Raw genomic sequence first — 25,118 nt, 5'->3', positions numbered from 1 at the left:
GAACCCGGAAGCTAAGACCCACCGCGCCGATGGTACTGCACTCGGGAGGGTGTGGGAGAGTAGGTCACCGCCGGACAATCCGTCCCGGAACCCCTGAACATCATTGTTCAGGGGTTCCGATGTTTAACGCCCGAACCAGGCGGCGCCCGTTGCGGCCCCCGGCACCCGCCGGGGGCCGCACCCCGTTAACGCCCGACCCCGACCCCGGGCCGGCTGCCTCGCAAGCGACCTTCATGGCCAGAGCCATTAGGGTTGAGGGATGGACGGACTATTTTCACACGCGGCATCAGCCAATGAGCCCAGCTCCCAAGACGGTTACCACTTGCCGGAGCATCGGCATACGGTGAACGTTCCGGCAACAGCGGACCAGGCATTTGAAGGCTTCTCCGAGTACATCCACCTCTGGTGGCCTGTAAGCAAATTCTCGCAGTTCGGCCCGGGAAGCCATGTGACCTTCGAGCGTGGGAGCCTGCTCGAGGAGTCGGAAGACGGAGACCAGCAGCTCTGGGGCAAGATCGTTCACCTCGTAGCACCAGAGACCATCGTCCTGGACTTCACCCTCGGCATGGAAACCGCCCCGCCCACCCATGTGAGCCTGGAATTCCATGAACAGGGCAGCGGAACCGAAGTGGTCCTGACGCATGACGGTTGGGCTGCCGGGGAGATCGGCCAGCAGCAATACGATCGCTACACGGACTGGCCCGAGGTCCTTGAGTACTATGCTCGCTTCATGGGAGCCGGCGGCCAAGCCGAGCGCTAAACCCCCGGACACAGACCGCTGTGCCGCCAGCGACGGCACAGCCATACCCGAGAATGCTTCGAAAGGGTGGCATGAGCCTGCAAACCGCCGATGCGGCGTTGATTGATGACCTGGTCCAACACATCGGTGAGGGGGCGGTATCCACCGATCCCACGGTGCTTCAGTCCCACAGCCACGACTTCGGGAAGATCGTCGACCCCCAGCTGCCCCTGGCCGTGGTCTTTGCCGAGCGCGTGGAAGACGTTCAGGCGGCCCTGCGGCTCGCCTCGGCGGCCGGGGTCAAGGTTGTGCCCCGTGGGGCCGGGACGGGCGTCTCAGGCGGTGCCCATGCTGTGGCCCGCTGCATCGTGCTCTCGCTTGAACGCATGAACCGGATCCTGGAGATCCGCGCGGAAGACGAAGTGGCAGTGGTGCAGCCCGGAGTCATCAATGCCGTGCTGAACAGGACCGTTGCCAAGCATGGTCTTATGTACGCGCCAGACCCGGCCAGCTACAAGGAATCGACCATCGGCGGAAACGTGGCCACCAATGCCGGAGGCCTGCGCTGCGCCAAATACGGGGTGACCACCGACTCGGTCCTTGGCCTGGAAGTCGTGTTGGCCGACGGCACGTTGATCAGCACCGGGCGAAACACCTTCAAGGGTGTCGCCGGATACGATCTGACCTCGCTGTTGGTTGGTTCGGAAGGGACCCTGGCGGTGGTCGTCTCGGTGACCGTTCGGCTGCGCTACCTCAGCGAAAGGACCTGCTCCATCGCCGCGGTGTTCACCGATGTCGTCCAGGCCGCGGCCGGAGTGGTGGCGATCGCCCGGGTGCGCGTGCAGCCGGCGATCCTGGAGTTGCTGGATATCGGGACCATGCGCGTGCTGGATGCCGCCTACGGCTCGGACCTCAGCGCCCGCGGCGGCGCGCTGCTGCTGGTCCGCACGGACGGCCACGGAGCGGAGATCGAGGCGGGTATCGTGCGCTCGGCGCTGGAGAACCTCGGGGCCCAAGTGAGCGAACCCGACGACGAGGAAGCCGTGCGGTTGATCGAGATGCGCCGCGCCAGCCGCGGCGACGGCCAGGACGACCAGTACCGGGTTGGCGAGGACATCGCGGTGCCCCGGTCGGCCATGGTCGACTACATGGGAAGCCTGGACAGGATTGCGGCCAGGAACAACGTCATGGTGCGCATCGTCGCCCACGCCGGCGACGGCAACCTGCATCCCACCTTCTGGGTGGACCCCGACGACGGAACCGAGGGCGTGGCCCGGCTCGAGGCAGCCCTTGACGAGTCCATCCGTGCCGCGTTGGAGGTTGGCGGCACCATCACCGGCGAGCACGGAGTAGGCACCGTGAAGCGTGAATGGCTGGCGTGGGAACAGTCCGAGGAAGTGCTGGAACTGCAGCGAAAAATCAAGGCCGTCTTCGACCCGCAGGGCATCCTGAACCCCGGCAAGGCGATCGTGTGATGCAAGGCCAACGGCTTCGATTAGGTGTTGGGGTGAAAAGTCGGTAAACTTTTTATTCGTTGGTACAACACCGGGATATGGCGCAGCTTGGTAGCGCGCGTCGTTCGGGACGACGAGGTCGCAGGTTCAAATCCTGTTATCCCGACCAATGTGAGCCCCGCAAGAAACTTCGGTTTCCTGCGGGGCTCGTCCCATTTAATGCATGACACCAAGTGCGAAAACCACGTGCTGAACGATCCCCGTCGCGGCGCCGGGGCAGTGGCCCCCGCGATGCACTCGAATCCCTGCACCCCTGGATGGCCATGCAAGAATGTGCGGTGTGCCGGCCGGCGGAAAGCCGTGGGGGCACACCGCGCGTTCTTGGCGCCGAGGGGTGGGCCGGGCTGGAATCGATGCAGGGGACGGGTCTGTTATCGCCTGGCGTGTTCGAAGGTGCGTGCGTTCGCCAGCACGGGCAGCTTGGCCCGCACGTCGTCCAGGATCGAGACATCGACGTCGACCACGGCCAGACCCGGTGCGGCACCGAGCGAGACCAGCACCGACCCCAACGGGGATACCGCGGCGCTGGCCCCGACGCCCGTCGGGGCGGATGACGTCGCCACGATGCCGACGCTCGCCGGGTCCCCCTGGCCACAGGCCAGGGCTAATGCAAAGTCGTGAGTGACTACTCGCGAACGGATCTTCCGACACGGCCGTCCGGGTCCTTTTAATGACGAAAAACTCCTGTTAAAACTGGTGATTGTCTAGATCATCGTTCCAACAGGAGTTCTTCCATGCCATCTTCCCCCATCAGCATCCTCCATGGCCAACTGGAAGACATCCCCGAAAACCTCCACAGCTTCGTGACACCGGAATCGATCTTCCAGGCACTCGCCGCCTTCCCCGACCACCGCAAACCTCGCGGCATCCGCCACCAGCTGGCCTGGATCCTGGCCGTTGCCCTCTGCGCGGTGCTGGCCGGAGCCAAATCCTTCGCCGCCATCGCAGACTGGTCAACCTACGCCGCCTCCACCTCGCTGCGCACCACCGGATTCACAGCACCGCACGTCACCACCTTCCAGCGCGTCCTGGCCCGATTGGATGCCGAGGCCTTCGACCAAGCCCTGGGCGCATGGATGCAAACCCAGGTCGACGCCCGGATCATCGCCATCGACGGCAAGGAAGTGCGCGGAGCCAAAAACGGTGGCGCGGACCGCGTGCACCTCATGGCAGCGCTGGACCACGACACCGGCACCGTCCTAGGACAGGTCGACGTCGGAGTCAAGACCAACGAGATCACCCGGCTCGATTCGATCCTGGAAACCCTCGGTGACTTGGACGGCAGGATCATCACCATCGATGCCCTGCACACTCTGGGTCGCCATGCGGAGTTCCTCCACGCACGAAGAGCCCATTTCCTGATGACGGTGAAAGGCAACCAACCCAAGCTGCTCAAGCAACTCCAAGCCTTGCCCTGGAAAGAAGTCCCGTGGGGGAACCAGCAACAAGATACCGGGCACGGGCGCCGGAGCATCCGCAGGATCAAGGTCGCCACGCTCACTGGCGGCATCAAGTTCCCGCACGCGTTGCAGGCAGCGCAACTGACCCGAAAGACACGGCCACTGAAGGGGACGAAGTGGTCCATCGAGGTCGTATATCTCATCACCTCGTTGCCGGCCCACCGGGCAAGCCCGCGGCAGCTGAACACCTGGATCCGGGGCCACTGGAAAATAGAGAATTCCCTCCATTGGTGCCGGGATGTCACGTTCCAGGAGGATGTGAGCCAAACCCGGACGGGTGTCGCGCCGCGGGTGATGGCGAGCCTGCGAAACCTGGCCCTCAGCCTGCATCGGCTCAACCACAGCACCAACATTGCCAAGGCCAACCGCTACATGGCCAAACACCCCGCACGCCCGCTGGAACGCATCGGGTTCATGACCCCATCAGCGACTTTGCATTAGCCCTGGGCCACAGGCAACCACAAAGGTGGTGCTGTCCAGGGCGCGCGCACGGCACAGGAGTTCCCACTGCTCGAGCTTGCCTTCGCCGGCGCCCCACGAGGCGCAGACGATGTTCACCTGTGCGCCCGCTGCCGCATTTGCCGTGAAGAGGGCCGGGAATCGCACGTCATAGCAAGTGGCCAGCCCGAAGGTGATGCCGCCCATCCGGAACACCACCGGCTCGGTGCCGGGGTCCACGCTGTCAGACTCCGAATAGCCGAAGGCGTCAAAGAGGTGGATCTTGTCATACGACGCTTCCACATCGGGTCCGGTGGCCAGCAGGGTGTTTCGGACCCTGCCGCCGTTGCCGGGGGTGAACATGCCTGCAACAATGGTGATGCCTGTTTCCGAGGCCATGGCGCGGACCGCCGTGGCCCACGGCCCGTCGATCGGTTCGACCACATCGGCCAGCGGATTGCCGAAGGCGCACATGGTGGCCTCGGGGAAGATAACGAGCTCGGCTCCCTGGGCCTTCGCGTCTTCCGAATAGCGGCGCACCAGGGCAAGGTTTTCTGCCGGTTTTCCGCCGCTGATGATCTGTGCCAATGCCAAACGCATGTGATTCCTCCAGTTTGTTGTATGCACAATGTATGTCGAAAAATATCCGCCAGGCTGCCTCTATCCGCGAAAAGGCCTACTTGTACCCGCGTGAGAACGTTCTGATCGATTCAACGATGCAGGGGAAGTTCCTCAATGGGCAAGAGCTGACAGCCGAAATCGGCGTGTCCCGAACCCCCGTGCGCGAGGCCCTGCTGCTGCTGGTTTCCGACGGGCTGGTCGAATTGATTCCGCAGCGTGGTGCCTACATCCCCGTGGTCACCGGTCGCGAGATATCCGAGCTCATGGAACTGCGTGGCGTACTGGAAAGCCACGCAGCCCGTCTCGCCATCGGCTCGGGGAACGTTCCGGCCGAGGCGATGGCCCAAACCCTGAAGCAGCAGGCCGACCTGCCGGCGGCCCACGAGGCGGAATCGGCGCGGGAGTTCATCCGGCTCGACGCGCCGTTCCACCAGCAACTCATCGACGCGGCCGGCAACGAATTGATCTCCCGGACCTACGGCAAGCTCCATGTGCGCCAGGTGATGGTCGGCATTGACGCGTTGTTCCGCACCAGTGGTCGACGTGAGCATGTTTGCCGCGAACACCAGGACCTCCTCGATGCCCTGGTCCAGGGTGATGGCCAAAAGGCCCAAGCGGCCATTGGCCATCACCTGAACGTCACTCGGGACATCCTGCTGCGTAGCTGAGCACCCTTGCGGGCGGGCCGCCGAAGGCCATGCGGTCTCCAGGGCAGTGTGGAACTCATCGTCCTGGGTCGGGTGCGGATCCCGGCCAAGTGCGAGCCCCGCGAGGGTCACCGCGCCGGCGACCGCCACATAGCGTGCGACGGGGATCCAGCCGCCGAGTTTGCTCAGCGGCAGCGTGAACATCAGCGGGGCGATGGCACCACCGATCAAGCCCGCGAAGGTGTGGGCCAGCGACGAGCCGGTCGAGTGAAGGCGCGGCGAGAACCGTTCCACCACGAACGCCGCCTGGGGGCCGTACATGAAGGAGTGGCACATCGGGCCCAGGACGATTCCGGCCATGAGCATCAGCTGGTTGTCACCGCCAAGCAGCACGAAGAAGATGAAGGTCCAGCAGACCCCCGAGGTCCGCGGCATCCGCGTAAACCAACCGGCGGTTGAACCGGTCGGAGGCCGCCCCGGCGAGCGGGATCACGAACAGCTGGAATGCGGAACCGACCAGGACCGCGGTGAGGACCTGGTTGCGCTCGTATCCGAGGACCTGGATGCCGTAGGCCAGGGTGAACACCGTGAAAAGTGCGTGGAGCACATCGGGACCAACCCGGGACAGCGTTGCCGCAACCAGCGGACGCAGTTCGTGGCGGAAGATTTCCTTGATGGGGGCGTTGGGCTGCCCACCCCGGGCCTCGATGGCCTTGAAGATCGGGGTGTCCGCCAGGTGGAGCCGGATCCTGAGCCCGAAGGCCACGAGCAAGGCGGAGAACAGGAACGCGATCCGCCAGCCGGAGCCGATGAACTGCTCCTCGGAGAGCACCAGTGTCAGGACGGCAAGTGCGCCGTTGGCCATCAGGTTGCCGGCCGGCGGCCCGACCTGGGCGGCGGATGCCCAGAGGCCGCGCCGCTCGGGGCGGATGACTACGTGGTCAGTTCGGATGAAAATCCCAGCTCCAGGCCCTGCACCGCCGGCCCCCATCCCTGTCCCCGGGACCGGGACCGGGACGGGGACGGGGACGGGCCGAGCGCCTCGAGTTCGAGTACCGGCGCGGCGGGACCCTGGCCTACTTCGCCGCGTACGACGTGCACCGGGCGCGGGTTCTTGGCAGCATCGCGGAGAAGACCGGCATCGCTCCGTTCATGGCGCTGGCGGCCCAAGTGATGGGAACCGAACCCTACGCCTCGGCCCGCCGGGTGTTCCGGGGCGTGGACAACGGCTCCTCCCACACCGGGGCCCCGTCCACTGCCCGGATGAACGCGGCCTGGCCGAACGCGACCCTGGTGCATCTGCCGGTGCACGCCTCGTGGCTGAGCCAGGTGGAAATCTACTTCTCCATCGTCCAGCGCCAGGCGATCGACGGCGCCGACCTGGAGGTCCTGGCGGATCGGCTTATGGCCTTCCAGTCGCGCTACAACACCATGGCCGAGCCCTTCGACTGGAAATACACACGGCACGACCTCAACGGCTACCTCCACCGGCTGGGCGCCCACGAACCGATGTTCGCCGCCTGGCCCCCGACGAGCTTGGGTTAATGACCACTAGCCCTCGGTGGCGCGCAGCCAGGCCGCCGAGTTGGCGCCCAGCAGGCCCTCGGCGGCCAGTGCGGGACCGTCGGCGGCGGAGAAGAGCAGCGGCTCGCCCTCGGGCAGCTGCACCGGGGCCCCGGAGAGGTTCAGCACGTTGACGGTGTCCCCGTTGCGGATGGCCAGCACCTCGGGCAGCTGGGGGTTCGCGTAGAAGGCCAGGGATCCCAGACCCAGGCCGAGCCCGCTGCGCAGCGACAGGGCCTTGCGGTACAGGTTCAGCGTTGAATCCGGGTCCTGCTCCTGCAGGTCGCGGGAGAAGTCGGCCCAGTTTTCCGGTTGCGGCAGCCAGGTTTCCCCGGTGGGGGAGAACCCGCAGGCAGGGGCGTCGTGCACCCAGGGGATCGGGACGCGGCAGCCGTCGCGCCCGATGCGCTCGCCGCCCGAACGCAGGAAAGTGGGGTCCTGGCGGTATGCGTCTTCCAGCGTGGTGTTGTCGCCCAGTCCCAGCTCCTCGCCCTGGTACAGGTAGGCACCACCGGGCAGCCCCAGCATGAACACCGTGGCGGCACGCGCCCGGGTGCGGCCCAGCACGGTGTCCGGCTGCGGGTCGCGCGGGCCGATCCCGTCGCCCAGGTCCATGGCGCGGCCGTCGTACCCGAAGCGGGTGGCGTGGCGGGAGACATCGTGGTTGGACAGCACCCAGGTGGTGGGCGCATCCACGGCGTCGAAGGCTGCCAGCGAGTCGCCGATGACGGTTGCCAGGGCGTCGCGGTCCCACAGGGTGCGCAGGTAATCGAAGTTGAAGCTCTGGTGCATCTGGCCCGGTGCGACCCAGTCGGCCAGCCGCGTCAGCGGGCGCACGTTGGCCTCCGAGCAGAGCACCGGTTCCCCGGGATATTCCTCGCAGATTTCCCGCCAGCGGGCAAAGACCTGGTGCAGCTCGGGCTGGCCGAACATGGGGGCATCGGCAAACGGGTAGCCGGGCCGCGGGGCGCCGTCCGGTGCCCCGCCCCAGTCGGGCATTCCTTCCTTCTTGAACATCGCGTGGGCGACGTCGATCCGAAAGCCCCCGGCACCGGCATCCAGCCAGAAGCGGAGCGTCGTTTCGAACTCTTCCTGCACCGCGGGATTGCGCCAGTTGAAGTCCGGCTGGGTCGCGTCAAAGAGGTGGAAGTAGTACTGGCCTTCCGTGCCGTCGGGGTTCGGAACGCGGGTCCAGCCCGAGCCGCCGAAGAGCGATTGCCAGTTGTTCGGCGGGGTGTTTCCGCCCTCGCCGCTTCCATCGGCAAAGTGGAACATGGCCCGCTCGGGGGAACCCGGTGCGGCGGCCAGGGCCGAGGTGAACAAGGCGTGCTCGTTGGAGCAGTGGTTGGGGACGATGTCGATGATGATGCGGATGCCGAAGGACGCCGCGGCACTGATCAGCGTCTTGGCATCCTCCATGGTTCCGAAGAGCGGGTCCACGCCCCGGTAGTCGGACACGTCGTAGCCGGCGTCCTTTTGCGGGGAGGGGAAGAAGGGGGAGAGCCAGATGGCGTCCACGCCCAGGGACGCGATCTTCGGCAGCTCGGAGGTGATGCCGGCCAGGTCCCCCATGCCGGATCCGGTCGAATCCTTGAAGGAGCGCGGGTAGATCTGGTAGATCACCGCGCGGCGCCACCATTGGTCTCCCGCCGCGGGCTCGTGGGCAGCCGGCGCCAAGGCGTAGGGCGAGGGATCTTGGGCCGGGGCATCCGACGCGTGGGGTGCGTCCAGGGGTAGCGACATGGGTTCCAGCCTATCTACTTGTGGGGGCGGGATCCTGCTCGGCCCGGGTTGCGTTGGTTGTCGATCAGGCCGGTGGCGCGGTGGAGGTGCGCAGCACGAACTCGGTGGGGAAGAACTGGTCGGGTGCGGGGGACGGGGGATCCGGGTGGCCGTCCTCGCCGAGCAGCTCCATGATGCGGGCCACCGCTGCCTCGCCCTGGGCTCCGGGGTGCTGGGCAATGGTGGTCAGCCCGTACAGTTCGCCGAGCTCGTGCCCGTCGATGCCGATCACCGAGAAATCCCCGGGCAGCGACAATCCCAGGTCGCGGGCGGCCATGATGGCGCCGAAGGCCATCTCGTCCGAGGCGCAGAGCAGCGCCGTGGGCCGGCCGCGCGGGTTGGACAGCAGGCTGCGGACCTTTTGGTAGGCCCCGGCCGTGGTGAAGTCCGCGTCCAGCAGCCACTGCGGGTTCACCGCGATCTCGGCCTGGTCCAGGGCGTACTCGAAGCCGTCGAGCCGGGCTGCGGGCAGGTTGAAGTCAACGTTGAACACGTCGGCGCCGCCCAGGAACGCGATCTTCGTGTGCCCCAGGGAGACCAGGTGCTCGGTGGCCAGCGAGGCGATGTTGAAGTCATCGACGCGGATGGTCGACACCTCCGGCAGTAGCCCGCCCAGGGCCACCAGCGGCTTGCCGACCAAGCGCAGCTGGTGCAGCTCGGGGGCGGTGAGCTTGAGGGTGACGGTGATGACCGCGTCGAGGCGCTGGCGCATGAGCAGGTCCTGGAAGACCGCATCGCGGTGCCGCTGTTCCCCGCTGGTGTTGTACAGGGTCAGGTCGTAGCCGCGTTCGTTGAGTTCCTGGGTGGCGCCCTGGAGCACGTTGGCGAAGTACCAGCGCGAGATGGTGGGCACCACGATGCCGATGTTGCGGCTGCGCCCCGAGGCCAGCGAGGAGGCGTTGTAGGACAGCACGTAGCCCAGTTCCTTGGCCGCCCGGGCGACGGCCTCGCGGGAGGCCGCGGAGACCTTCCCCTTCCCGGACAGCGCACGGGAGACCGTGGCGACCGAGACCCCGGCACGAAGTGCGACGTCCTTGATGCTTGCCATGTTGCTTCGGCTTCCTTGTCCTGGGTAGCGGGGGATCGGGCGGTGTGCGCGGGCGCTAGGCGGTGCGCGGGCGCAGCCAGAGGGCCGCATCCGGGTTCAGCACCAGTGATCCGGTGCCCGCCGGCGCTTCCCCGAGCGCGGTGGCGGAGCTGGCCAGCAGCACCTCTCCGGCAGGCACAGCCACCGGGGTCGAACCCAGGTTCAGCAACACCAGCACCCCGGAGTTCCCGAATCCCAGCAGCTGCCCGCCGACGGTGTCTTCAAGCCAGTTTAGGTTGCCCAGCCCCAGTCCGTGGGATCCGCGCAGCTCCAGCGCCTTGCGGTAGAGGTTCAGCGTCGAATCCGGATCGGACTCCTGGGCCTGACGGGTCAGCAATTCCCAGCCCGGGGGCTGGGGAAGCCACCCGGTGTCGGCATCGCTGAAACCCAGCGATCGGGTCGAATCGTTCCAGGGCAGCGGGACCCGGCAGCCGTCGCGGCCCAGGCGCTCGCCGTCGGTGCGTGCGTAGGTGGGGTCCTGGCGGTATTCATGGGGGAGTTCGGTGTGGTCGCCCAGCCCCAGTTCCTCGCCCTGGTAGAGGTAGGCGCCTCCGGGCAGCCCCAGCATGAACAGCGTCGCGGCACGCGCCCGCTCGAGTCCAAGCACCGGATCGGGCTGCACGTCACCGGGACCCAGGCCGTCTCCCGGGCGCAATGCCGGGGTGGGCGCGCCGAGCCGGGTCGCATGTCGGGGCACATCGTGGTTGGACAGCACCCAGGTGCTCGGTGCCCCGACCGCGTCGAAGGCCTTCAGCGACCGGGTGATGATGGCCTTGAGCGCTGCGGCGTCCCAGCCGGTGTGCAGGAAGGGGAAGTTGAAGGACTGGTGCATCTCGTCCGGGCGCACCCAGTCGGCCATGGTCTCGATCGGGTGGACGTTGGCCTCGGCGCACAGCACGCGCTCGCCGGGATACGCCTCGCAGATCGCCCGCCAGCGGCGGAAGACCTCGTGCACGGCGGGCTGGCCGAACATCGGTGCGTCGGCGAACGGGTATCCGGGGGTGTCGGCGCCGTCGGCCCGTCCGTGCCAGTCAGGCAGCCCCGAGGCCTTGACCAGGGCGTGGGCGACGTCCACGCGGAACCCGCCTGCGCCGCGGTCCAGCCAGAAGCGAAGGACCGACTCGAACTCCTCGCCCACCGCCGGGTTGTCCCAGTTGAAATCGGGCTGGGAGGAGTCAAAGAGGTGCAGGTAGTACTGGCCTTCGGAGCCGTCGGGGTCGGGGACGCGGGTCCAGGCCGAGCCGCCGAAGTGGGACTGCCAGTTGTTGGGAGGCAAGTGGCCCCCGTCCCCGCGTCCGTCGCGGAAGATGAACATGTCCCGGGCCGCCGATCCGGCGGGGGAAGCCAGGGCCTCGCGGAACAGGGCATGCTGGTCCGAGCAGTGGTTGGGCACGATGTCGACCAGGATCTTGACCGAGAGCCGGTTGGCCTCGGCGATCAGCGCGTCGAAGTCCTCCAGCGTCCCGAAGAGCGGGTCGACGGCGCGGTAGTCGGAGACGTCGTAGCCGGCGTCCTTTTGCGGGGAGGCAAAGAACGGGGAGAGCCAGATGGCGTCCACACCCAGGGACGCGATGTGGTGCAGCTCGGTGGTGATGCCGCGCAGGTCGCCGATCCCGTTGCCCGTGGTGTCGCGGAAGGAGCGCGGGTAGATCTGGTAGATGACCGAGCGGCGCCACCACTGCGTGCCGCCGGAAGGTGCGTGGGTGGCCTCCTCGAACCGGGCCGGGACGGCGGGCTTGGGGATCGCGGGGAGCTCTTCGGTCTGTGACATGCGCTCCATCATAACGGTGGAAACACCAAGAATGGAAGCGTTTCCACTTGAACGTGAAGAAGCCAGGAGGCGTGCAACTGTTCCCAAAAAGTTACCAACTGCACCTTGCGCGCCTACAAGACCGGTAATGCAACGGAATTCCAGTCGTCCGCGGCGGCCGGACGGGGGACCGGCCCGTCCTGTGACCTAGACGACACGAGTGGAAGCGCTTACACTAAACCTCACGCCATCAGCGCCGAACGATCCACCGGGCGCCCAACACTCGAAAGAGGAACCATCATGACGGGAAACACGACCCCCGGTGCACGCCTGACGCGCCGCACCTTCACCCTGGGCGCCGTCGGGGCACTCTCCGCCCTGGCGCTCACCGCCTGCGGAGGCTCCGGCACCCCGGCGGCCAGCTCGAGCCCCGCGGCCACCGCCGCCGCCGCGACCAGCGCCCCGGCCACGGGCACCAGCCTGACCATGTGGGTCGACGCCGAGCGCTCGCCGGCACTGAAGAACATCGTTGCCAAGTTCAAGGCCGAGAAGGGCATCGACGTCAAGCTGGTCGTCAAGGACTTCGCCGCGGTGCGCGACGACTTCATCACCCAGGCCCCCACCGGCAAGGGACCCGACGTGCTGGTCGGTCCGCATGACTGGCTGGGCAAGCTCGTGCAGAACGGTGTCGTGGCCCCGGTGCAGCTCGGTGACAAGGCCAAGGACTTCGCCGAGAGCTCCATCAAGGCAGTGACCTACGACGGCCAGACCTACGCGGTTCCGTACTCCATCGAGAACGTTGCCCTGATCCGCAACACCGCACTCGCCCCCGAGGCCAAGGCCACGCTGGACGAGGTCCTCGCCGAGGGCAAGAAGGCCGTGGCCGCCGGGGACGCCAAGTTCCCGTTCCTGGTGGGGCTCGATCCCAAGCAGGCCGACCCGTACCACCTCTACCCGCTGCAGACCTCCATGGGGGCACCGGTCTTCGCGCAAAACGCCGACGGCAGCTACGACGCCAGCGCGCTGGCCCTGGGCAACGAGGGCGGCAAGAAGTTCGCGCAGCTGCTCACCGACCTGGGTGACAAGGGCTCCAAGGTCCTGAACTCCAACATCACCGGCGACATCGCCAAGGAGAAATTCCTGGCCGGGGAATCCCCGTACTTCCTCACCGGCCCGTGGAACGTCCCGGACATCGCTGCCAAGGGCATCAAGTTCGCTGTCGACCCGCTGCCCACCGCCGGGGACAAGCCCGCCCAGCCCTTCATCGGCGTGAACGGCTTCTTCATCTCCGCCAAGTCCACCAATGCCCTGGCCGCCAACGAGTTCGTGGTCAACTACCTCAGCCAGCCCGAGGCCCAGGACGAACTGTTCAAGGTCGGCGGACGCCCGCCGGCGCTGACCGCCTCCTTCGAGAAGGCCGCCAGCGATCCCGTGGTCAAGGCCTTCGGCGAGATCGGCGCCAACGGCGTGCCGATGCCGGCGGTTCCGGCCATGGACGCCGTCTGGGCCGACTGGGGCGGCACCGAGCTGAACCTCATCAAGGGCAAGGAAGCCGACCCGGCGGCAGCCTGGACGAAGATGGCAGCCAACATCGAAAAGAAGATTGCCGGCAGCAAGTAGCCGCACGCAACACCACTGCCCCCGGGGGCCCGGTGCGCAGCAGCCGCGCACCGGGCCCCGGGGGAATCCCCACATCATCGCCGCCCGCGCGGTTGAGCGCACGAGGAAAGATAGCCGGACCATGGTAGAAATCGAAGTAAAGCCCGAGGTGTCCCTGGCGCTGCCGGGCGGGCGGAAACCGTCGAAGAACGGCCGCGGCCCCGATTCCCTCGGCGGTATCCTCGCCAAGATCATCCTGCTGGGCATCACCGATGCCGTGGCGGCCTTCGTGCTCTTCCAGCTGGCGCTTTCGGCCGAATGGCTGATCTTCGGCATCTCCCTGCTCACCACCATGGCCATCAACTGGATCTACCTGCGCCGCGGCGGCCTTCCGGCCAAGTACCTGGCACCAGGGGTCATCTTTCTGATGGTCTTCCAGGTCTTCGTGATGATCTTCTCCACCTACATCGCGTTCACCAACTACGGCGACGGGCACAACTCCTCCAAGGAAGACGCGATCGCCTCGATCCAGCTCTCGGCCTCCGAACGCGTCCCGGACTCCCCGCAATTCCCCACCTCGGTGCTGGAAAGGAACGGCAGCTACTTCCTGCTGGTCACCACCCCGGAAGGCGAGGCGAAACTCGGCGGCGCCGAGGAGCCGCTGCACACCGTCACACCCTCCGCCACGGGCCCCACCGGGGCTGCCGCCGGCGTGGAAGGCTACGGCACCCTGGACTTCGCCACGCTGCTGCAGCACCAGGCGGAGATCACCTCGCTGAGCGTCCCGATCAGCGCCAACCCCGAAGACGGTTCGCTGAAGACAGCGGACGGCTCCACGTCCTACGTTTACACGCCGAAGCTCAAGTACGACGCGAACGCCGACACCTTCACCGACACGGCCACCGGCGTCGTCTACTCCGATGACGGGCGCGGCTCCTTCGTGGCCGCCGACGGCACCCACCTGAACACCGGGTGGAAGGTCAACGTGGGGCTGGAAAACTTCGAGCGCGCATTCACCGACCCGAACCTGCAGGGCCCGCTGCTGAAGGTCATCGCCTGGACCTTCGGGTTCGCGATCCTCTCGGTGGCCACCACCTTCGCCCTCGGGCTCTTCCTGGCCATCACCTTCAACAAGGCGGACTTGAAGGGCAAGAAGTTCTACCGGATCCTGATGATCCTTCCCTATGCCTTCCCCGCCTTCCTCTCCGGGCTGGTATGGTCCGGCCTGCTGAACCCCGAATTCGGGTTCATCAACAACGCGCTGCTGGGCGGCGCCCAGATACCCTGGCTCACCGATCCGGTGCTCTCCAAGGTCTCGGTGCTCATGGTGAACCTGTGGCTGGGCTACCCGTACATGTTCCTGGTGTGCACGGGGGCCCTGCAGTCCCTGCCCGAAGACGTCGACGAGGCGGCCCGCATGGACGGGGCCGGGGCGTGGAAGATCTTCACCGCCATCAAGCTGCCGTTGCTGCTGGTGTCCCTGGCGCCCCTGTTGATTGCCTCCTTCGCCTTCAACTTCAACAACTTCAACGTCATCTTCATGCTCACCGGCGGCGGCCCGCGCTTTGACGGTACGACCTTCGACATCGGTTCCACCGACATCCTGATCACCATGGTCTACAAGATCGCCTTCGGCACCGGAACCGGCCGCGACTACGGACTGGCAAGCGCCCTGGCGATCCTGATCTTCATCATCGTCGCCGCGGTGTCGGCACTGAGCTTCAAGAAGACCAAGGCCCTGGAGGACTTGAACTAATGAGCACCCCGACAACCAAGGCAACCGCAACAGCGGTGCCGGCCAACAAAGCCTCCTTCGGCCAATGGTTCAAGGCCAAGGGCTGGCGCCATCTGGTCGCCATTGCCGCCACCGCCTTCTCCATCTTCCCGCTGCTCTACGTGCTCTCGGCGGCGCTGAACCCCACCGGCACCATGGCCGGGGCCAGCAGCCTGTTCACCGAGTTCGGCACCGGGAACTTCCAGGAGCTCTTCGCCAACCAGGAACGGCCCTTTGGCCGCTGGTTCGTCAACACCCTGGTCATCGGGACCGTCACCTCCGCCGCCACGGTGTTCCTCGGTGCCATGGCCGCCTACGCGTTTTCCCGCATGCGCTTCACCGGCCGCCGCGTCGGGCTGCTGACCCTGTTGCTGCTGCAGATGTTCCCGCAGCTGCTCACCGTCGTGGCGATCTTCCTGCTGCTGAACTTCATCGGCGACATCATCCCGGCCCTGGGCCTGGGCTCGCAGCTCGGGCTGATCATGGTGTACCTCGGCGGCGCGCTGGGCGTGAACACCTACCTGATGTACGGGTTCTTCAACACGGTCCCGACCTCGCTGGACGAGTCCGCGCGCATCGACGGGGCCAGCCACGTGCAGGTGTTCTTCCAGATCATCATGCCGCTGGTCACCCCGATCCTCGCGGTCGTGGGCCTGCTGGCCTTCATCGGGATCTCCTCCGAGTTCGTGATCGCCTCCGTGGTGCTCACCGACCCCGACTCCCAGACCCTGGCCGTGGGGCTGTACTCCTACGTCGCCCAGCAGCGCAGCGAGAACTGGGGCGTCTTTGCCGCGGGCGCGGTGCTGGCGGCGATCCCGGTGATGACACTCTTCCTGTTCCTGCAGCGCTACATCACCTCCGGCCTGACCGCCGGCGGCGTGAAGGGATAACGCACCATGCCCGGCGACAGGATGCGCGGGATCGATTCGGGCCTGGCCCTGCAGCCGCACCACGACGGATCACCCGCCTATGTGTTGGGCCCCGCGGCCCCGCTGCCGGGCGAGGTGCTGCGGGTGCGGCTCCGGGTTCCCGCGGGCGCAGGGGCACCTGCGGCCGTGTGGCTGCGCAGCCTGCGCGACGGCGAACCGCACCTGGAGCCCGCAAGCAAGGCGGGCGGCGATGGCTCCCACGACTTCTTCGAGGCCCCGCTGCCCATGGTGAACCCGGTGCAACGCTACCGCTGGTACCTCCAGTACACGGAGGATGCGGGAAAGGCGAGCTATCGGTGGTTCACCGCCGCCGGGCTGCACCGCCGCGATGTCCCCGATGCCTTCGACTTCCGGATCCACGCCGGGTACCCAACCCCGGACTGGATCAAGGAATCGGTCATGTACCAGGTGTTCCCCGACAGGTTCGCCAACTCGGGCGCCGACAAGCCCCGGGCCGGCTGGATGGTGTCCTGCGACTGGGACACCGAGGTCCGGGGCACCGGGCCGGAGACCAGCCGCCAGTTCTACGGCGGGGACCTTCCCGGCATCCAGGGGCACCTCGGGCACCTCGCGGACCTGGGCGCCACCATTCTCTACCTGACGCCCATCTTCCCGGCCGCCTCCAACCACCGCTACGACGCCTCCTCGTTCGACGAGGTCGACCCGCTGCTCGGCGGGGATGCTGCACTGGTCTCCCTAATCGAGGCCGCCCATGCCCGCGGCCTGCGCGTGGTGGGGGATCTGACCACCAACCACACCGGGGCCGGGCACCACTGGTTCGTGGATGCGTACCGGAATCCCGGGGCGCCCACGGGGCAGTACTACTACTTCAACGAGGAGCACACCGAATACGAGGCCTGGCTCGGCGTGCCTTCGTTGCCGAAGCTGAACTGGAATTCCGTGGCCCTGCGCGAGCGCTTCATCCTGGCCGATGACTCGGTGGCGGTGCGCTGGTTGAAGGCGCCGTTCAACCTTGATGGCTGGCGCATCGACGTGGGCAACATGACCGGGCGGCGCGGGAGCGACGACCTGAACCACGAGGTCGCCCGGATGCTGCGCCAACGCATCGAGGAAGTGAAGCCCGGTGCCATGTTGCTGGCCGAATCCACGTCCGACGCGGCTCCCGACGTTCCCGGTGACGGCTGGCAGGGAGTGGTGAGCTACAGCAATTTCACCCGCCCGTTGTGGCAATGGCTGGCCAGGGACGAGCCGCCGGAACAGAACGGATGGTTTTTCGGGCTGCCGCAGCCCGGGCCGGCGCGCATCGACGCGGCCGATTTCGCGGCGACGCACCGGGAAATGTCGGCGGGCTTCAGTTGGGAGGTGCGGCTTGCCAACGCCAACGCCCTGGACACCCACGACACGGCCCGGGCCGCCAGCCACATGATCGCCGGAGGGCAGGAGCTCGCTGCGTGCGTGCAATTCGCTTTCCCGGGGATCCCGCTGGTCTTTGCCGGGGACGAGTTCGGGCTGCACGGGTTCAACGGCGAGGATTCACGCACCCCCATGCCCTGGGGCACACCCGAAAAGTGGGGCAAGGACCTGCGCCCGCTCTATGCAGAGTTGGCCGCACTGCGCGCCGGCCACCGCGCGCTGATTGACGGTTCGCTGCGCTGGATTGCCGCGGAAGGGAATCTGCTGGTCTGGATTCGGGAACATCCCACCGGCTCGGTGCTCTGCGTGGTGGCCCGCGGCCCTGTCGCGGAAACGAACCTGGGTGCCGCGGCGCGGCTGGCCGGTGATCCGGGAAGCGCGCTGCTGGCGCTCGGGAACGCCGTGGACGTGGCGGTGGATGAAACCGGGGAGGTCACGGTCGGTGCCAGTGGTCCCGGGGTTTCCTTCCAGCTGGCAAAGGCAACGGGTGCGTGGAGCTAATGGGCGGCAGCCGAATCCCGGCCGCGGACCATGCCGCGTTCGGTCGCTGAGCTTCCCGCGGAGAACACCAGGATCGCGATGAAGATCGGCAGGAATCCGCCAAATACGGCATCATCCGGAAGCCTGAGACGCAGCAGCGCAAGGACTGCCACCGCCACCGCGAGCCAGAGGACACCGACAAGCATTTTCCCGCGGGCGGAGACCCCCGCCCACTTCGGCACTTCCCCTGGCGCGTGTTCTCCGGTGGGCCCAAGCCACTTCGACATCGAAATCCGTTCCCTCCGCAACACCGGGACCGGTCCGGCGAGTTCCGCGCCGCCGGTTGATGGGTGAAACCACGAACGACTAGTAGGTATCCGGATATTCGGCCCGGCCGCGGGGTGCACCGCAAATCGCCGTGCCGGGGCGAAGGAACTCAAAGCCTAGCCAAAGATCTGCCTGGGGCCTTATGAGGCGTCCCGCTTGCAGATGGCCATCGACCGAAGCCGCGACCGGGCGGCCGGGCGAGGCCGGGGTGACAAAGATCCTGGTAGAAACATCGACTATTTTTCGACCGCCCGACAGCAGGGAACCAGCCCAACGATTCAGGCCTGCTATTCGCCCGTTGACTGCTCGTCCGGGCCCAATACCAGCCGGGCTTCGTCCCTGCGGTGGCGCAACACCGCCTCCACGTAGGAGGCGACCGCCGCCTCCATGGGCACGTTGGAACCGCGGGCCTCGGAAATATACCAGCGGTGTTCGAGGACCTCGTGCACGATCTGCGCCGGTTCCAGCTTGCCGTGGAACTCGCGGGGGATCGCTCCGGTGATCCGGTCAAAGACATCGGTGACCCAATGGGCCGCGGCGAGTTCCTCGTCCAGCTCCGGGTGCTTCTTGGCCCGATAGGCATCCATGTCGTTGAGCAGCCTGCGGGCCTGCCCTTCCTCCACATCCAACCCGGTGAGCCGCAAGAGCCTTCGGGTGTGGTGCCCGGCGTCAACCACCTTGGGTTGGATGACCAGCTGGCCGCCATCGGGGGATGTCTTGAGGCTGATTTCCTCCACGTCGAAGCCCAGCTCGTTGAGCCGGCGAATGCGCTCGTCGACCCTCCAGCGTTCGGACAGGTCGAAGGATTCCTTGTCGTTCAGCTCGGCCCAGAGCCCGCGATAGGAGTGCAGGATGTCCTCGCTGGTGGCCACCGGGTCCACGGTGTCCTCGATCAGCCCGGCCTCCATGAGGTCCATGAGTTCACCGGCAATGTTGACCCGGGCGATTTCCAGGTCATATTCGCGCTGCCCCGGGGACAGCTCCGGGTAGAGCTCGCCGGTTTCGGCATCCACCAGGTACGCGGCGAAGGAGCCTGCATCACGCCGGAACAGCGTGTTGGAAAGGGAGACATCTCCCCAGTAGAAGCCGATCAGGTGCAGGCGGACCAGCAGCAGCGCCTGGGCGTCGATGAGGCGGGTGAGGGTGTCGCGGCGCAGTTTCTGCGAGAACAGGGCGCGGTAAGGCAGGGAGTATTTCAGGTGCCGGGTGACCAGCACCGGGTCCAGGTCGTTGCCCTCGCTGTCCTTGCGCCCGGTGATCACCGCGACAGGTTCCACGCAGGGGGCTGCCAACCGGCGCAGCTTGCGCAGCATGTGGTATTCGTGCCGGGCCACGTGTTCGCCGGTTTCCTTGATGGCAATGACCGCTCCGCCCATCATGGCGAAGCGCACCACGTGCCGGGAAATGCCGCGAGGCAGCGGGGCCAGGGTGTCGGCCGGCCAGTCCTCCAGCGGGAGCTGCCACGGTAAATCCAGCAGACCGGGGTCGGCGGTGGCCGCGGTGATCGACAACGAGCCGGACACTGCCGGGGTCGCGGCCGAGGAAGACTCGCGCGGCAGCTTGCCGGACTGGGAGTGGTTGGTGGGTTCGTCGTGCCAATTGGCGGTGTGGCGAATCATGGCGTGGATGCCGTTTCTTGCTGCGGTGGGGAGGGGAAAATCAGGGATATGCAAAGGCGGCCGTACCCAGCGCTGGGCTGAATACGGCCGCCATTGGCCATTGCCGTGAAAGCTCGCGACAACAAGCGGCAGGTTTAGACCTCGCTGGCCACCTGTGCGTGTGCCCCGGTGCTGGCCGGCTCGGCCAGACGTTCGCCGGAGGCGGTGTCGAAGAGGTGGACGTGTCCGACCTTCGGCAGCACGTGGATGGTTTCGCCCTTGAACGGGGGCTTGCGGCCGTCGACGCGCACGACCATCTGGTATTCGGTGCCGCCCACGAAGGTGTGTCCGTAGACGTAGGCATCGGCGCCGAGTTCCTCGACCACGTCGACCTCGACCGAGAGGCCTTCGTCCGCACCGACCTGGTCCAGGTCCTCGGGACGTACGCCCAGGGTCACCGAGTTGCCGGTTGCGGCCTCCAGCGTTGCCGAAGCCACCGGGTAGATGGTGCCGCCGAAGGCGACACCGCCGTCGGCCACCGGCAGTTCCAACAGGTTCATGGCCGGGGATCCGATGAAGCCGGCAACGAAGACGTTCTGCGGCGTGTCGTAGAGTTCGCGCGGCGTGCCGACCTGCTGCAGCAGGCCATCCTTGAGGACTGCGACGCGGTCGCCCATGGTCAGGGCCTCGACCTGGTCGTGGGTCACGTACACGGTGGTGACGCCCAGACGGCGGGTCAGCGAAGCAATCTGCGTGCGGGTCTGCACGCGGAGCTTGGCATCAAGGTTCGACAGCGGCTCATCCATGAGGAAGACCTGGGGGCTGCGCACGATGGCGCGACCCATGGCAACACGCTGGCGTTGGCCGCCGGAGAGGGCCTTCGGCTTGCGGTCCAGATAGTCCTCGAGGTCAAGGAGCTTTGCGGCTTCCTGCACGCGGCGTGCGCGCTCTTCCTTGTCGATGCCCGCGATCTTCAGGGCGAAGCCCATGTTGTCGCCCACGGTCATGTGCGGGTAGAGCGCGTAGTTCTGGAAGACCATGGCGATGTCGCGGTCCTTGGGCGGAACATTGGTGACATCGCGGTCGCCAATGAGGATGCGTCCGGAATTGATGTCTTCCAGGCCGGCGAGCATGCGCAGGGTCGTGGACTTTCCGCAGCCGGAGGGGCCGACAAGAACCAGGAATTCGCCATCGGCGATCTCGAGGGAAATCTTGTCAACGCTGGGCTTGGTGGCACCCGGGTAGACGCGGGTGGCTTGGTCAAAAGTTACTGATGCCATAGGGGCAACAATCCTTTCACGGGCAGGTACGTGCCCGACGGTCCGAAGTGAATGGAATCACAAGCTTCTCATATCAAGGATGGATTCTAAAAGCGCAGGCAATTCCCCGGGCCCATTAAGACGGAATTGTGCCTGGGATTTCCCCGAACCGACTTTTACCCCGATATCTCCGGGGCGCAATGCAGCGAAGGCGTCCTCGTCCGTGACATCGTCCCCGGCAAAGAGCACCGTGGATGCGTCTGCGACCTCGCGCAGCCAGTTCAGGCCATCGCCCTTGGTGCCCACCAGCACGCTGGCCTCCAGCACGGACTTGCCGTCCAATGCCTGCAGGTTCTCGATTCCATCCAGCTGCTCGTGGGCGGCGCGCAGCGCTGCCGTGGCAACCTCGGGGGCGGCCTGCCTCACGTGCAGGACGATTGAGGCCGGCTTGTATTCAAGGGTGGTGCCCGGATTGGCTGCGCTGATGGCTTCGAGGGTTTCGGTGGCCTTGGCCAGGGACGCGGTCTGCGCGCCGCTGAGGTCGATGTGCTCGTCCTCGGCTCCGAAGGTTTCCGGTGCCCAGCGTTCGGTGCCGTGGCTGCCCACCAACAAGGTTCGCTCCGGCGGGCTGCCCACGGCGCGCAGCGAGGCCAGATCGCGGCCGGAGATCAGCGCGGTGACGGTGTTTTCCAGGGCGGCCAGCTTGGCCAGGGCCTCGGAGGCTGCTGGCAACGGACGCGCGTCCTCGGGACGGTCGACCAAGGGGGCCACGGTCCCGTCGAAGTCCAGGGCCACAAGCAGGATCGGGGTATCGACCAGGGATTCGATGGCATCGGCGAGGTCGGGAGTTATGGGACCCATAGGTAACCAGCTGATCCTTTCAGGCAGTTGAAGCGGGTAAGGAACGAACACCCGGGCCGGGGCAGGATTTCCGGCTTGCCCCGGGGCAATGGGTGCAAATGCAATGCGCGGGTGCAACGGGAAGAATTCCCGCTGTGCACCCGCGCCACTACATCATCCAGCCTAGACCAGCGTGTCCACCGGCAGCGGCTGGGCCAGCGAGGCGAGGAACGTCTGGGACCAGCGGGCCACATCATGGTCGCGCAGGTGCCGGCGCATGCGGCGCATCCGCCGGGCCGAGTCCTGTGGATCCATAAGCAGTGCTCGCATGATCCCGGACTTCATGCCGTCGATGTCATGCGGATTCACCAACACCGACTGGGTCAGCTGGTCCGCGGCCCCGGTGAACTCAGAGAGCACCAGCATGCCGGTGTCAGCGGTGTGGGCCGCCACGAATTCCTTGGCCACCAGGTTCATGCCGTCACGCAGCGAAGTCACGAGCATGATGTCCGCGGCCAGGTAGAGGGCAATCATTTCCCGCATCGGGTACGAATGGTGCAGGTAGCGGATGGCCGTGTGTTCCATGGTGTCGTGCTCGCCGTTGAGGTTGCCGACCATGAGCTCGACCTGGTCCTTGAGTTGCTGGTAGCGCTCGACATTCTCGCGGCTGGGGCTGGCAACCTGCACGAGGCAGGCATCGCCGACCTTGATGTCACCGTCGGCCAACAGCTCGCCGTAGGCCTTGAGCCGGTGGCGGATTCCCTTGGTGTAATCGAGCCTGTCCACGCCCAGCAGGATGGTCTTCGGGTTGCCCAGTTCCTGGCGGATCTGCTTGGCACGGGCGATGATCTCTGGATCGTGTGCGAGCTCCGCGACCTGCTGGGTGTCGATGGAGATCGGGTGCGCCTCGGCGCGGCAGATGTTGGAGCTGGAGCCGCTGGCCTCGGGCGATGCCGGCGGTATCGCCAGCGAGCCCTTGACCGTGCGGTCCGTGTAGCGGCGCATGCAGCGCAGGAAGTTGCTGGCATCGGCGGTGCGCTGGAAGCCCACGACATCGGCGCCGGCCAGGCCCTCGAGGATCTGCTTGCGCCAAGGAAGCTGGGAGAAGATCCCGGGAGACGGGAAGGGAATGTGGTTGAAGAAGCCGATGCGCAAGTCCGGGCGTGCCTCGCGCAGGAGCTTGGGCACGAGCTGCAGTTGGTAGTCCTGCACCCAGACCGTTGCGCCTTGGGCGGCAACATTGGCCGTGGCGTCGGCGAAGCGCTTGTTGACCTTCTTGTAGTTGTCCCACCAGGTCCGGTGGAACTCAGGGGGCACAATCACGTCGTGATAGAGCGGCCAGAGGGTGGAGTTCGAGAAACCCTCGTAGTACAGCTCCAGGTCCTCGTCGTCCAGCGGGACGGGGATAAGGTGGATCCGGTCGTTTTCGAATGGCTCGAGCTCTTCGCCGGTGGCTCCGTGCCAGCCGACCCAGGCGCCGTCTGATTCCTGCATGACCGGGGCAATGGCGGTTACCAGGCCTCCGGGGGAGCGGCGCCACGACAGCTCGCCGTCGTCGCCCTCTGCCCGGTCAACTGGAAGTCGATTGGCCACCACGATGAAGTCGTAGCTTTGTTTCTCGCTACCGGATATGTAGTCGACTTTCTGTTCCGTTTGCATGTTGACCCTCCATTCTTAATGCTCAAGATTGATCTTGAGCTTAGGGTAACTACGTGATGTAAGCGACACGGCGGCGCTAAGCTACGCGATCCCCGTACCCTAAACTGGTCTGGTCGGGGGAGTACCAATCCAATCTTAAAGGACGTTTTGACCTATGGCATCGAATAGCCAGCGGCCGAGCAAGGCCGAGCGGACCGCAAGCGCGCGCGAGCAGGCACAGAAAATGCACGCGGCCCAAGTAACGGCTGACAAGCGCAAGTCCCTGTTTATCAAGTTGGGCGTCCTGGTGGCGGTGCTCGCCGTGGTTGCGTTGGTCGTGGCCCTCGTCCTGCAGAAGAACTCGGGCACGGTTGCCGAGACCGGCGCAGTGCCAAAGGGCGGCAACGCTGCCGGCGGTATTACGCTGACCTCCGACAAGACCCTTGCCGACACATCGGGGCTTGCCGTCGACATCAACAATGTGGGCACGGCGCCGACCGAAGGCGCGACGCCGACTCCGCGGGATTACAAGGCGGCACCCAAGGGTGAGCCGATCAACCTGCTGCTCTACGTCGATGTAAACTGCGTGCACTGCGCCGACTTCGAGACCGAGTACGCCGAGCAGATCAGCACCTGGCTTGCCGCGGGCGACGTGACGGTCGAGTACCGCACCGTGGCGTTCCTTGATGGGAATTCGCCGACCAACTACTCATCGCGTGGCGCCAACGCACTGGCCTGCGTGGCGGATGCGGCCCCGGCCTCGTACCTTCCGTTCTCCAAGGCCTTGTTCGCCAACTACCCCAATGGGGAATTGAAGAATAAGGAACTGGCCCAGCTGGCCAAGGACAACGGCGCCGATGTTGCCAGCTGCATCAATGACGGAACCTTCCGTCCGTTCGCGAAGTTCACCGACGCGGCAGCCCGCGTCGATGCCATTGGCGGCACCCCGAGCGTGTTCGTCCAGGACAAGCTGTGGGACCCGAACGCCGAGCCGGACTTCGTTGCCGTCGTCGACGCAGCGATCAAGGCAAACAAGTAACAGCGTAGATCCAGCATCCAGTTGGGTGGTTCGCCGCGTGCCGGTGCACCACCCAACTGACGGTGTTAGCGCCTACGGCGTTAACGATGCCGGTTTCATCCTGCCGAGGAATGTCGGTTACGCTAGTTCCTGCACTTGGGTCCCGTTTGAATGGCCCCAGGCAGCATGCCTCCTTAGCTCAGTTGGCCAGAGCATCGCTCTTGTAAAGCGAGGGTCGCCGGTTCGAATCCGGCAGGGGGCTCCATGCCGCAGGCCCTACTTCCTTTCACATGAAGGGAGGTAGGGCCTTTCGTATTCAACTTCGGCCGCTGGCCGACACCCGCGAGTGGGTGCGTGGCCCCGGATTTCGTGTCTTTTCGAAGCTGGTGGGCCTTTTGTGCTTTTTGAGTAACTAGTCAGGGGGTCGGTACGGCGTGTTGTCGCGGTTTTACGGGGTGCCGGGTGGATCCTGAAGATGTTCGCAGGCAGTTAGGCACCACCTGAAGGTTGGCGGGTTCTCATGTCCGAGGCATCCGGGGTTCCCACGGTCCAGTCGTTGCTGGCCCGGCTGGAGGAACGTGATGCCGCCTTGGCCAAACGCGATGCCCGGATCGAGTCGTTGCTGCTTCAGCTGGCCGAACGCGACGTGCTGATCACGCAGTTGAGGACCGAGGTCGAGGT

The 25,118-nt window shown here is 66.0% G+C and carries 20 protein-coding genes, 2 tRNA genes, 1 rRNA gene and 1 pseudogene; 13 read left to right on the top strand and 11 right to left on the bottom strand.

Features of this window, described 5'->3' with window-relative positions; genetic code table 11:
* The 4 genes from rrf to DQ353_RS19855 all read left to right on the top strand — a co-directional run.
* Nucleotides 1–76: ribosomal RNA gene (rrf, locus tag DQ353_RS22765) — 5S ribosomal RNA — on the top strand; the annotation flags it as partial.
* 267 nt (nt 77–343) lie between these two features.
* Nucleotides 344–760 (top strand): SRPBCC domain-containing protein, encoded by a 417-nt coding sequence (locus DQ353_RS19865; RefSeq protein WP_220094074.1) that lies wholly within the window; start codon nt 344–346, stop codon nt 758–760.
* A 71-nt stretch (nt 761–831) separates the two neighbouring features.
* Complete coding sequence (locus DQ353_RS19860; protein WP_113764910.1) at nt 832–2,214, top strand: FAD-binding oxidoreductase; 1,383 nt, start codon at nt 832–834, stop codon at nt 2,212–2,214.
* A gap of 71 nt (nt 2,215–2,285) precedes the next feature.
* Nucleotides 2,286–2,362: transfer RNA gene (locus DQ353_RS19855), tRNA-Pro, on the top strand.
* Between the two features lie 262 nt (nt 2,363–2,624).
* Here DQ353_RS19855 and DQ353_RS21450 read toward each other — a convergent pair.
* The gene (locus DQ353_RS21450; protein WP_146755350.1) at nt 2,625–2,816 is read right to left on the bottom strand and encodes a hypothetical protein; all 192 of its coding nucleotides are present in this window, start codon (nt 2,814–2,816) and stop codon (nt 2,625–2,627) included.
* Nucleotides 2,817–2,987: 171 nt separating this feature from the next.
* Between DQ353_RS21450 and DQ353_RS19850 the strand changes: the two genes are divergently transcribed.
* Complete coding sequence (locus tag DQ353_RS19850; protein WP_220094073.1) at nt 2,988–4,154, top strand: ISAs1 family transposase; 1,167 nt, start codon at nt 2,988–2,990, stop codon at nt 4,152–4,154.
* Here the strand turns inward: DQ353_RS19850 and DQ353_RS19845 are convergent.
* A pseudogene (locus tag DQ353_RS19845) lies at nt 4,155–4,751 on the bottom strand (carbon-nitrogen hydrolase family protein); the annotation flags it as partial. It abuts the gene before it with no gap.
* On the opposite strand from DQ353_RS19845, the gene DQ353_RS19840 reads away from it, so the two are divergent.
* Nucleotides 4,739–5,440: a GntR family transcriptional regulator gene (locus DQ353_RS19840; protein WP_353616711.1), complete on the top strand. Its 702-nt coding sequence runs from the start codon at nt 4,739–4,741 to the stop codon at nt 5,438–5,440. The pseudogene DQ353_RS19845 and the gene DQ353_RS19840 sit on opposite strands and share 13 nt — an antisense overlap.
* Before the next feature lie 355 nt (nt 5,441–5,795).
* Here DQ353_RS19840 and DQ353_RS21870 read toward each other — a convergent pair whose 3' ends face one another.
* Nucleotides 5,796–6,284, bottom strand: a complete 489-nt coding sequence (locus DQ353_RS21870; protein WP_181578523.1) for an MFS transporter — start codon at nt 6,282–6,284, stop codon at nt 5,796–5,798.
* Nucleotides 6,285–6,391: 107 nt separating this feature from the next.
* Between DQ353_RS21870 and DQ353_RS19830 the strand changes: the two genes are divergently transcribed.
* On the top strand, nt 6,392–6,964 hold the full coding sequence (locus tag DQ353_RS19830) for a transposase (RefSeq protein ID WP_113764908.1): 573 nt from the start codon (nt 6,392–6,394) through the stop codon (nt 6,962–6,964).
* Nucleotides 6,965–6,970: 6 nt separating this feature from the next.
* Here the strand turns inward: DQ353_RS19830 and DQ353_RS19825 are convergent, their stop codons facing one another.
* The 3 genes from DQ353_RS19825 to DQ353_RS19815 all read right to left on the bottom strand — a co-directional run bounded on the left by DQ353_RS19825 (nt 6,971) and on the right by DQ353_RS19815 (nt 11,622).
* Nucleotides 6,971–8,725 (bottom strand): glycoside hydrolase family 13 protein, encoded by a 1,755-nt coding sequence (locus DQ353_RS19825; RefSeq protein WP_113764907.1) that lies wholly within the window; start codon nt 8,723–8,725, stop codon nt 6,971–6,973.
* Between the two features lie 64 nt (nt 8,726–8,789).
* Complete coding sequence (locus tag DQ353_RS19820) at nt 8,790–9,812, bottom strand: LacI family DNA-binding transcriptional regulator (protein ID WP_113764906.1); 1,023 nt, start codon at nt 9,810–9,812, stop codon at nt 8,790–8,792.
* A gap of 55 nt (nt 9,813–9,867) precedes the next feature.
* Complete coding sequence (locus DQ353_RS19815; RefSeq protein WP_113764912.1) at nt 9,868–11,622, bottom strand: glycoside hydrolase family 13 protein; 1,755 nt, start codon at nt 11,620–11,622, stop codon at nt 9,868–9,870.
* 279 nt (nt 11,623–11,901) lie between these two features.
* Between DQ353_RS19815 and DQ353_RS19810 the strand changes: the two genes are divergently transcribed.
* The 4 genes from DQ353_RS19810 (at nt 11,902) to DQ353_RS19795 (ending at nt 17,778) form a co-directional block, all read left to right on the top strand.
* On the top strand, nt 11,902–13,221 hold the full coding sequence (locus tag DQ353_RS19810) for a sugar ABC transporter substrate-binding protein (RefSeq protein WP_113764905.1): 1,320 nt from the start codon (nt 11,902–11,904) through the stop codon (nt 13,219–13,221).
* 121 nt (nt 13,222–13,342) lie between these two features.
* Nucleotides 13,343–14,956 (top strand): ABC transporter permease subunit, encoded by a 1,614-nt coding sequence (locus DQ353_RS19805; RefSeq protein ID WP_113764904.1) that lies wholly within the window; start codon nt 13,343–13,345, stop codon nt 14,954–14,956.
* The gene (locus tag DQ353_RS19800; RefSeq protein WP_113764903.1) at nt 14,956–15,864 is read left to right on the top strand and encodes a sugar ABC transporter permease; all 909 of its coding nucleotides are present in this window, start codon (nt 14,956–14,958) and stop codon (nt 15,862–15,864) included. The genes DQ353_RS19805 and DQ353_RS19800 overlap by 1 nt, the downstream gene beginning before the upstream one ends.
* Nucleotides 15,865–15,870: 6 nt before the next feature.
* Entirely contained in the window at nt 15,871–17,778 is a 1,908-nt protein-coding gene (locus DQ353_RS19795; RefSeq protein WP_113764902.1) for a glycoside hydrolase family 13 protein, read from the top strand.
* Here DQ353_RS19795 and DQ353_RS19790 read toward each other — a convergent pair.
* The 5 genes from DQ353_RS19790 to DQ353_RS19770 all read right to left on the bottom strand — a co-directional run bounded on the left by DQ353_RS19790 (nt 17,775) and on the right by DQ353_RS19770 (nt 23,440).
* On the bottom strand, nt 17,775–18,044 hold the full coding sequence (locus DQ353_RS19790) for a hypothetical protein (protein ID WP_113764901.1): 270 nt from the start codon (nt 18,042–18,044) through the stop codon (nt 17,775–17,777). The genes DQ353_RS19795 and DQ353_RS19790 overlap by 4 nt on opposite strands.
* Nucleotides 18,045–18,371: 327 nt before the next feature.
* Nucleotides 18,372–19,703 carry a DUF4032 domain-containing protein gene (locus tag DQ353_RS19785; protein ID WP_113764900.1) on the bottom strand — a complete coding sequence of 444 codons (1,332 nt, stop codon included), beginning with the start codon at nt 19,701–19,703 and terminating at the stop codon, nt 18,372–18,374.
* 134 nt (nt 19,704–19,837) lie between these two features.
* Nucleotides 19,838–20,962 carry an ABC transporter ATP-binding protein gene (locus tag DQ353_RS19780; protein ID WP_113764899.1) on the bottom strand — a complete coding sequence of 375 codons (1,125 nt, stop codon included), beginning with the start codon at nt 20,960–20,962 and terminating at the stop codon, nt 19,838–19,840.
* Nucleotides 20,963–21,019: 57 nt separating this feature from the next.
* A complete protein-coding gene (gene otsB / locus DQ353_RS19775; protein WP_113764898.1) occupies nt 21,020–21,802 on the bottom strand; it encodes a trehalose-phosphatase in 783 nt (260 codons plus the stop codon).
* A 162-nt stretch (nt 21,803–21,964) separates the two neighbouring features.
* Nucleotides 21,965–23,440, bottom strand: coding sequence for an alpha,alpha-trehalose-phosphate synthase (UDP-forming) (locus DQ353_RS19770; RefSeq protein ID WP_113764897.1), 1,476 nt, complete (start codon nt 23,438–23,440; stop codon nt 21,965–21,967).
* 154 nt (nt 23,441–23,594) lie between these two features.
* On the opposite strand from DQ353_RS19770, the gene DQ353_RS19765 reads away from it, so the two are divergent.
* Nucleotides 23,595–24,458 (top strand): DsbA family protein, encoded by an 864-nt coding sequence (locus DQ353_RS19765; RefSeq protein WP_113764896.1) that lies wholly within the window; start codon nt 23,595–23,597, stop codon nt 24,456–24,458.
* A 167-nt stretch (nt 24,459–24,625) separates the two neighbouring features.
* Nucleotides 24,626–24,702: transfer RNA gene (locus tag DQ353_RS19760), tRNA-Thr, on the top strand.
* The last annotated feature ends 416 nt before the right edge of the window (nt 24,703–25,118 follow it).

Source organism: Arthrobacter sp. AQ5-05 (assembly GCF_003287975.1).
Taxonomy (GTDB): domain Bacteria; phylum Actinomycetota; class Actinomycetes; order Actinomycetales; family Micrococcaceae; genus Paeniglutamicibacter.
The sequence above is the reverse complement of the archived record's forward strand: the minus strand, read 5'-3'. Positions and strand labels throughout refer to the sequence as shown.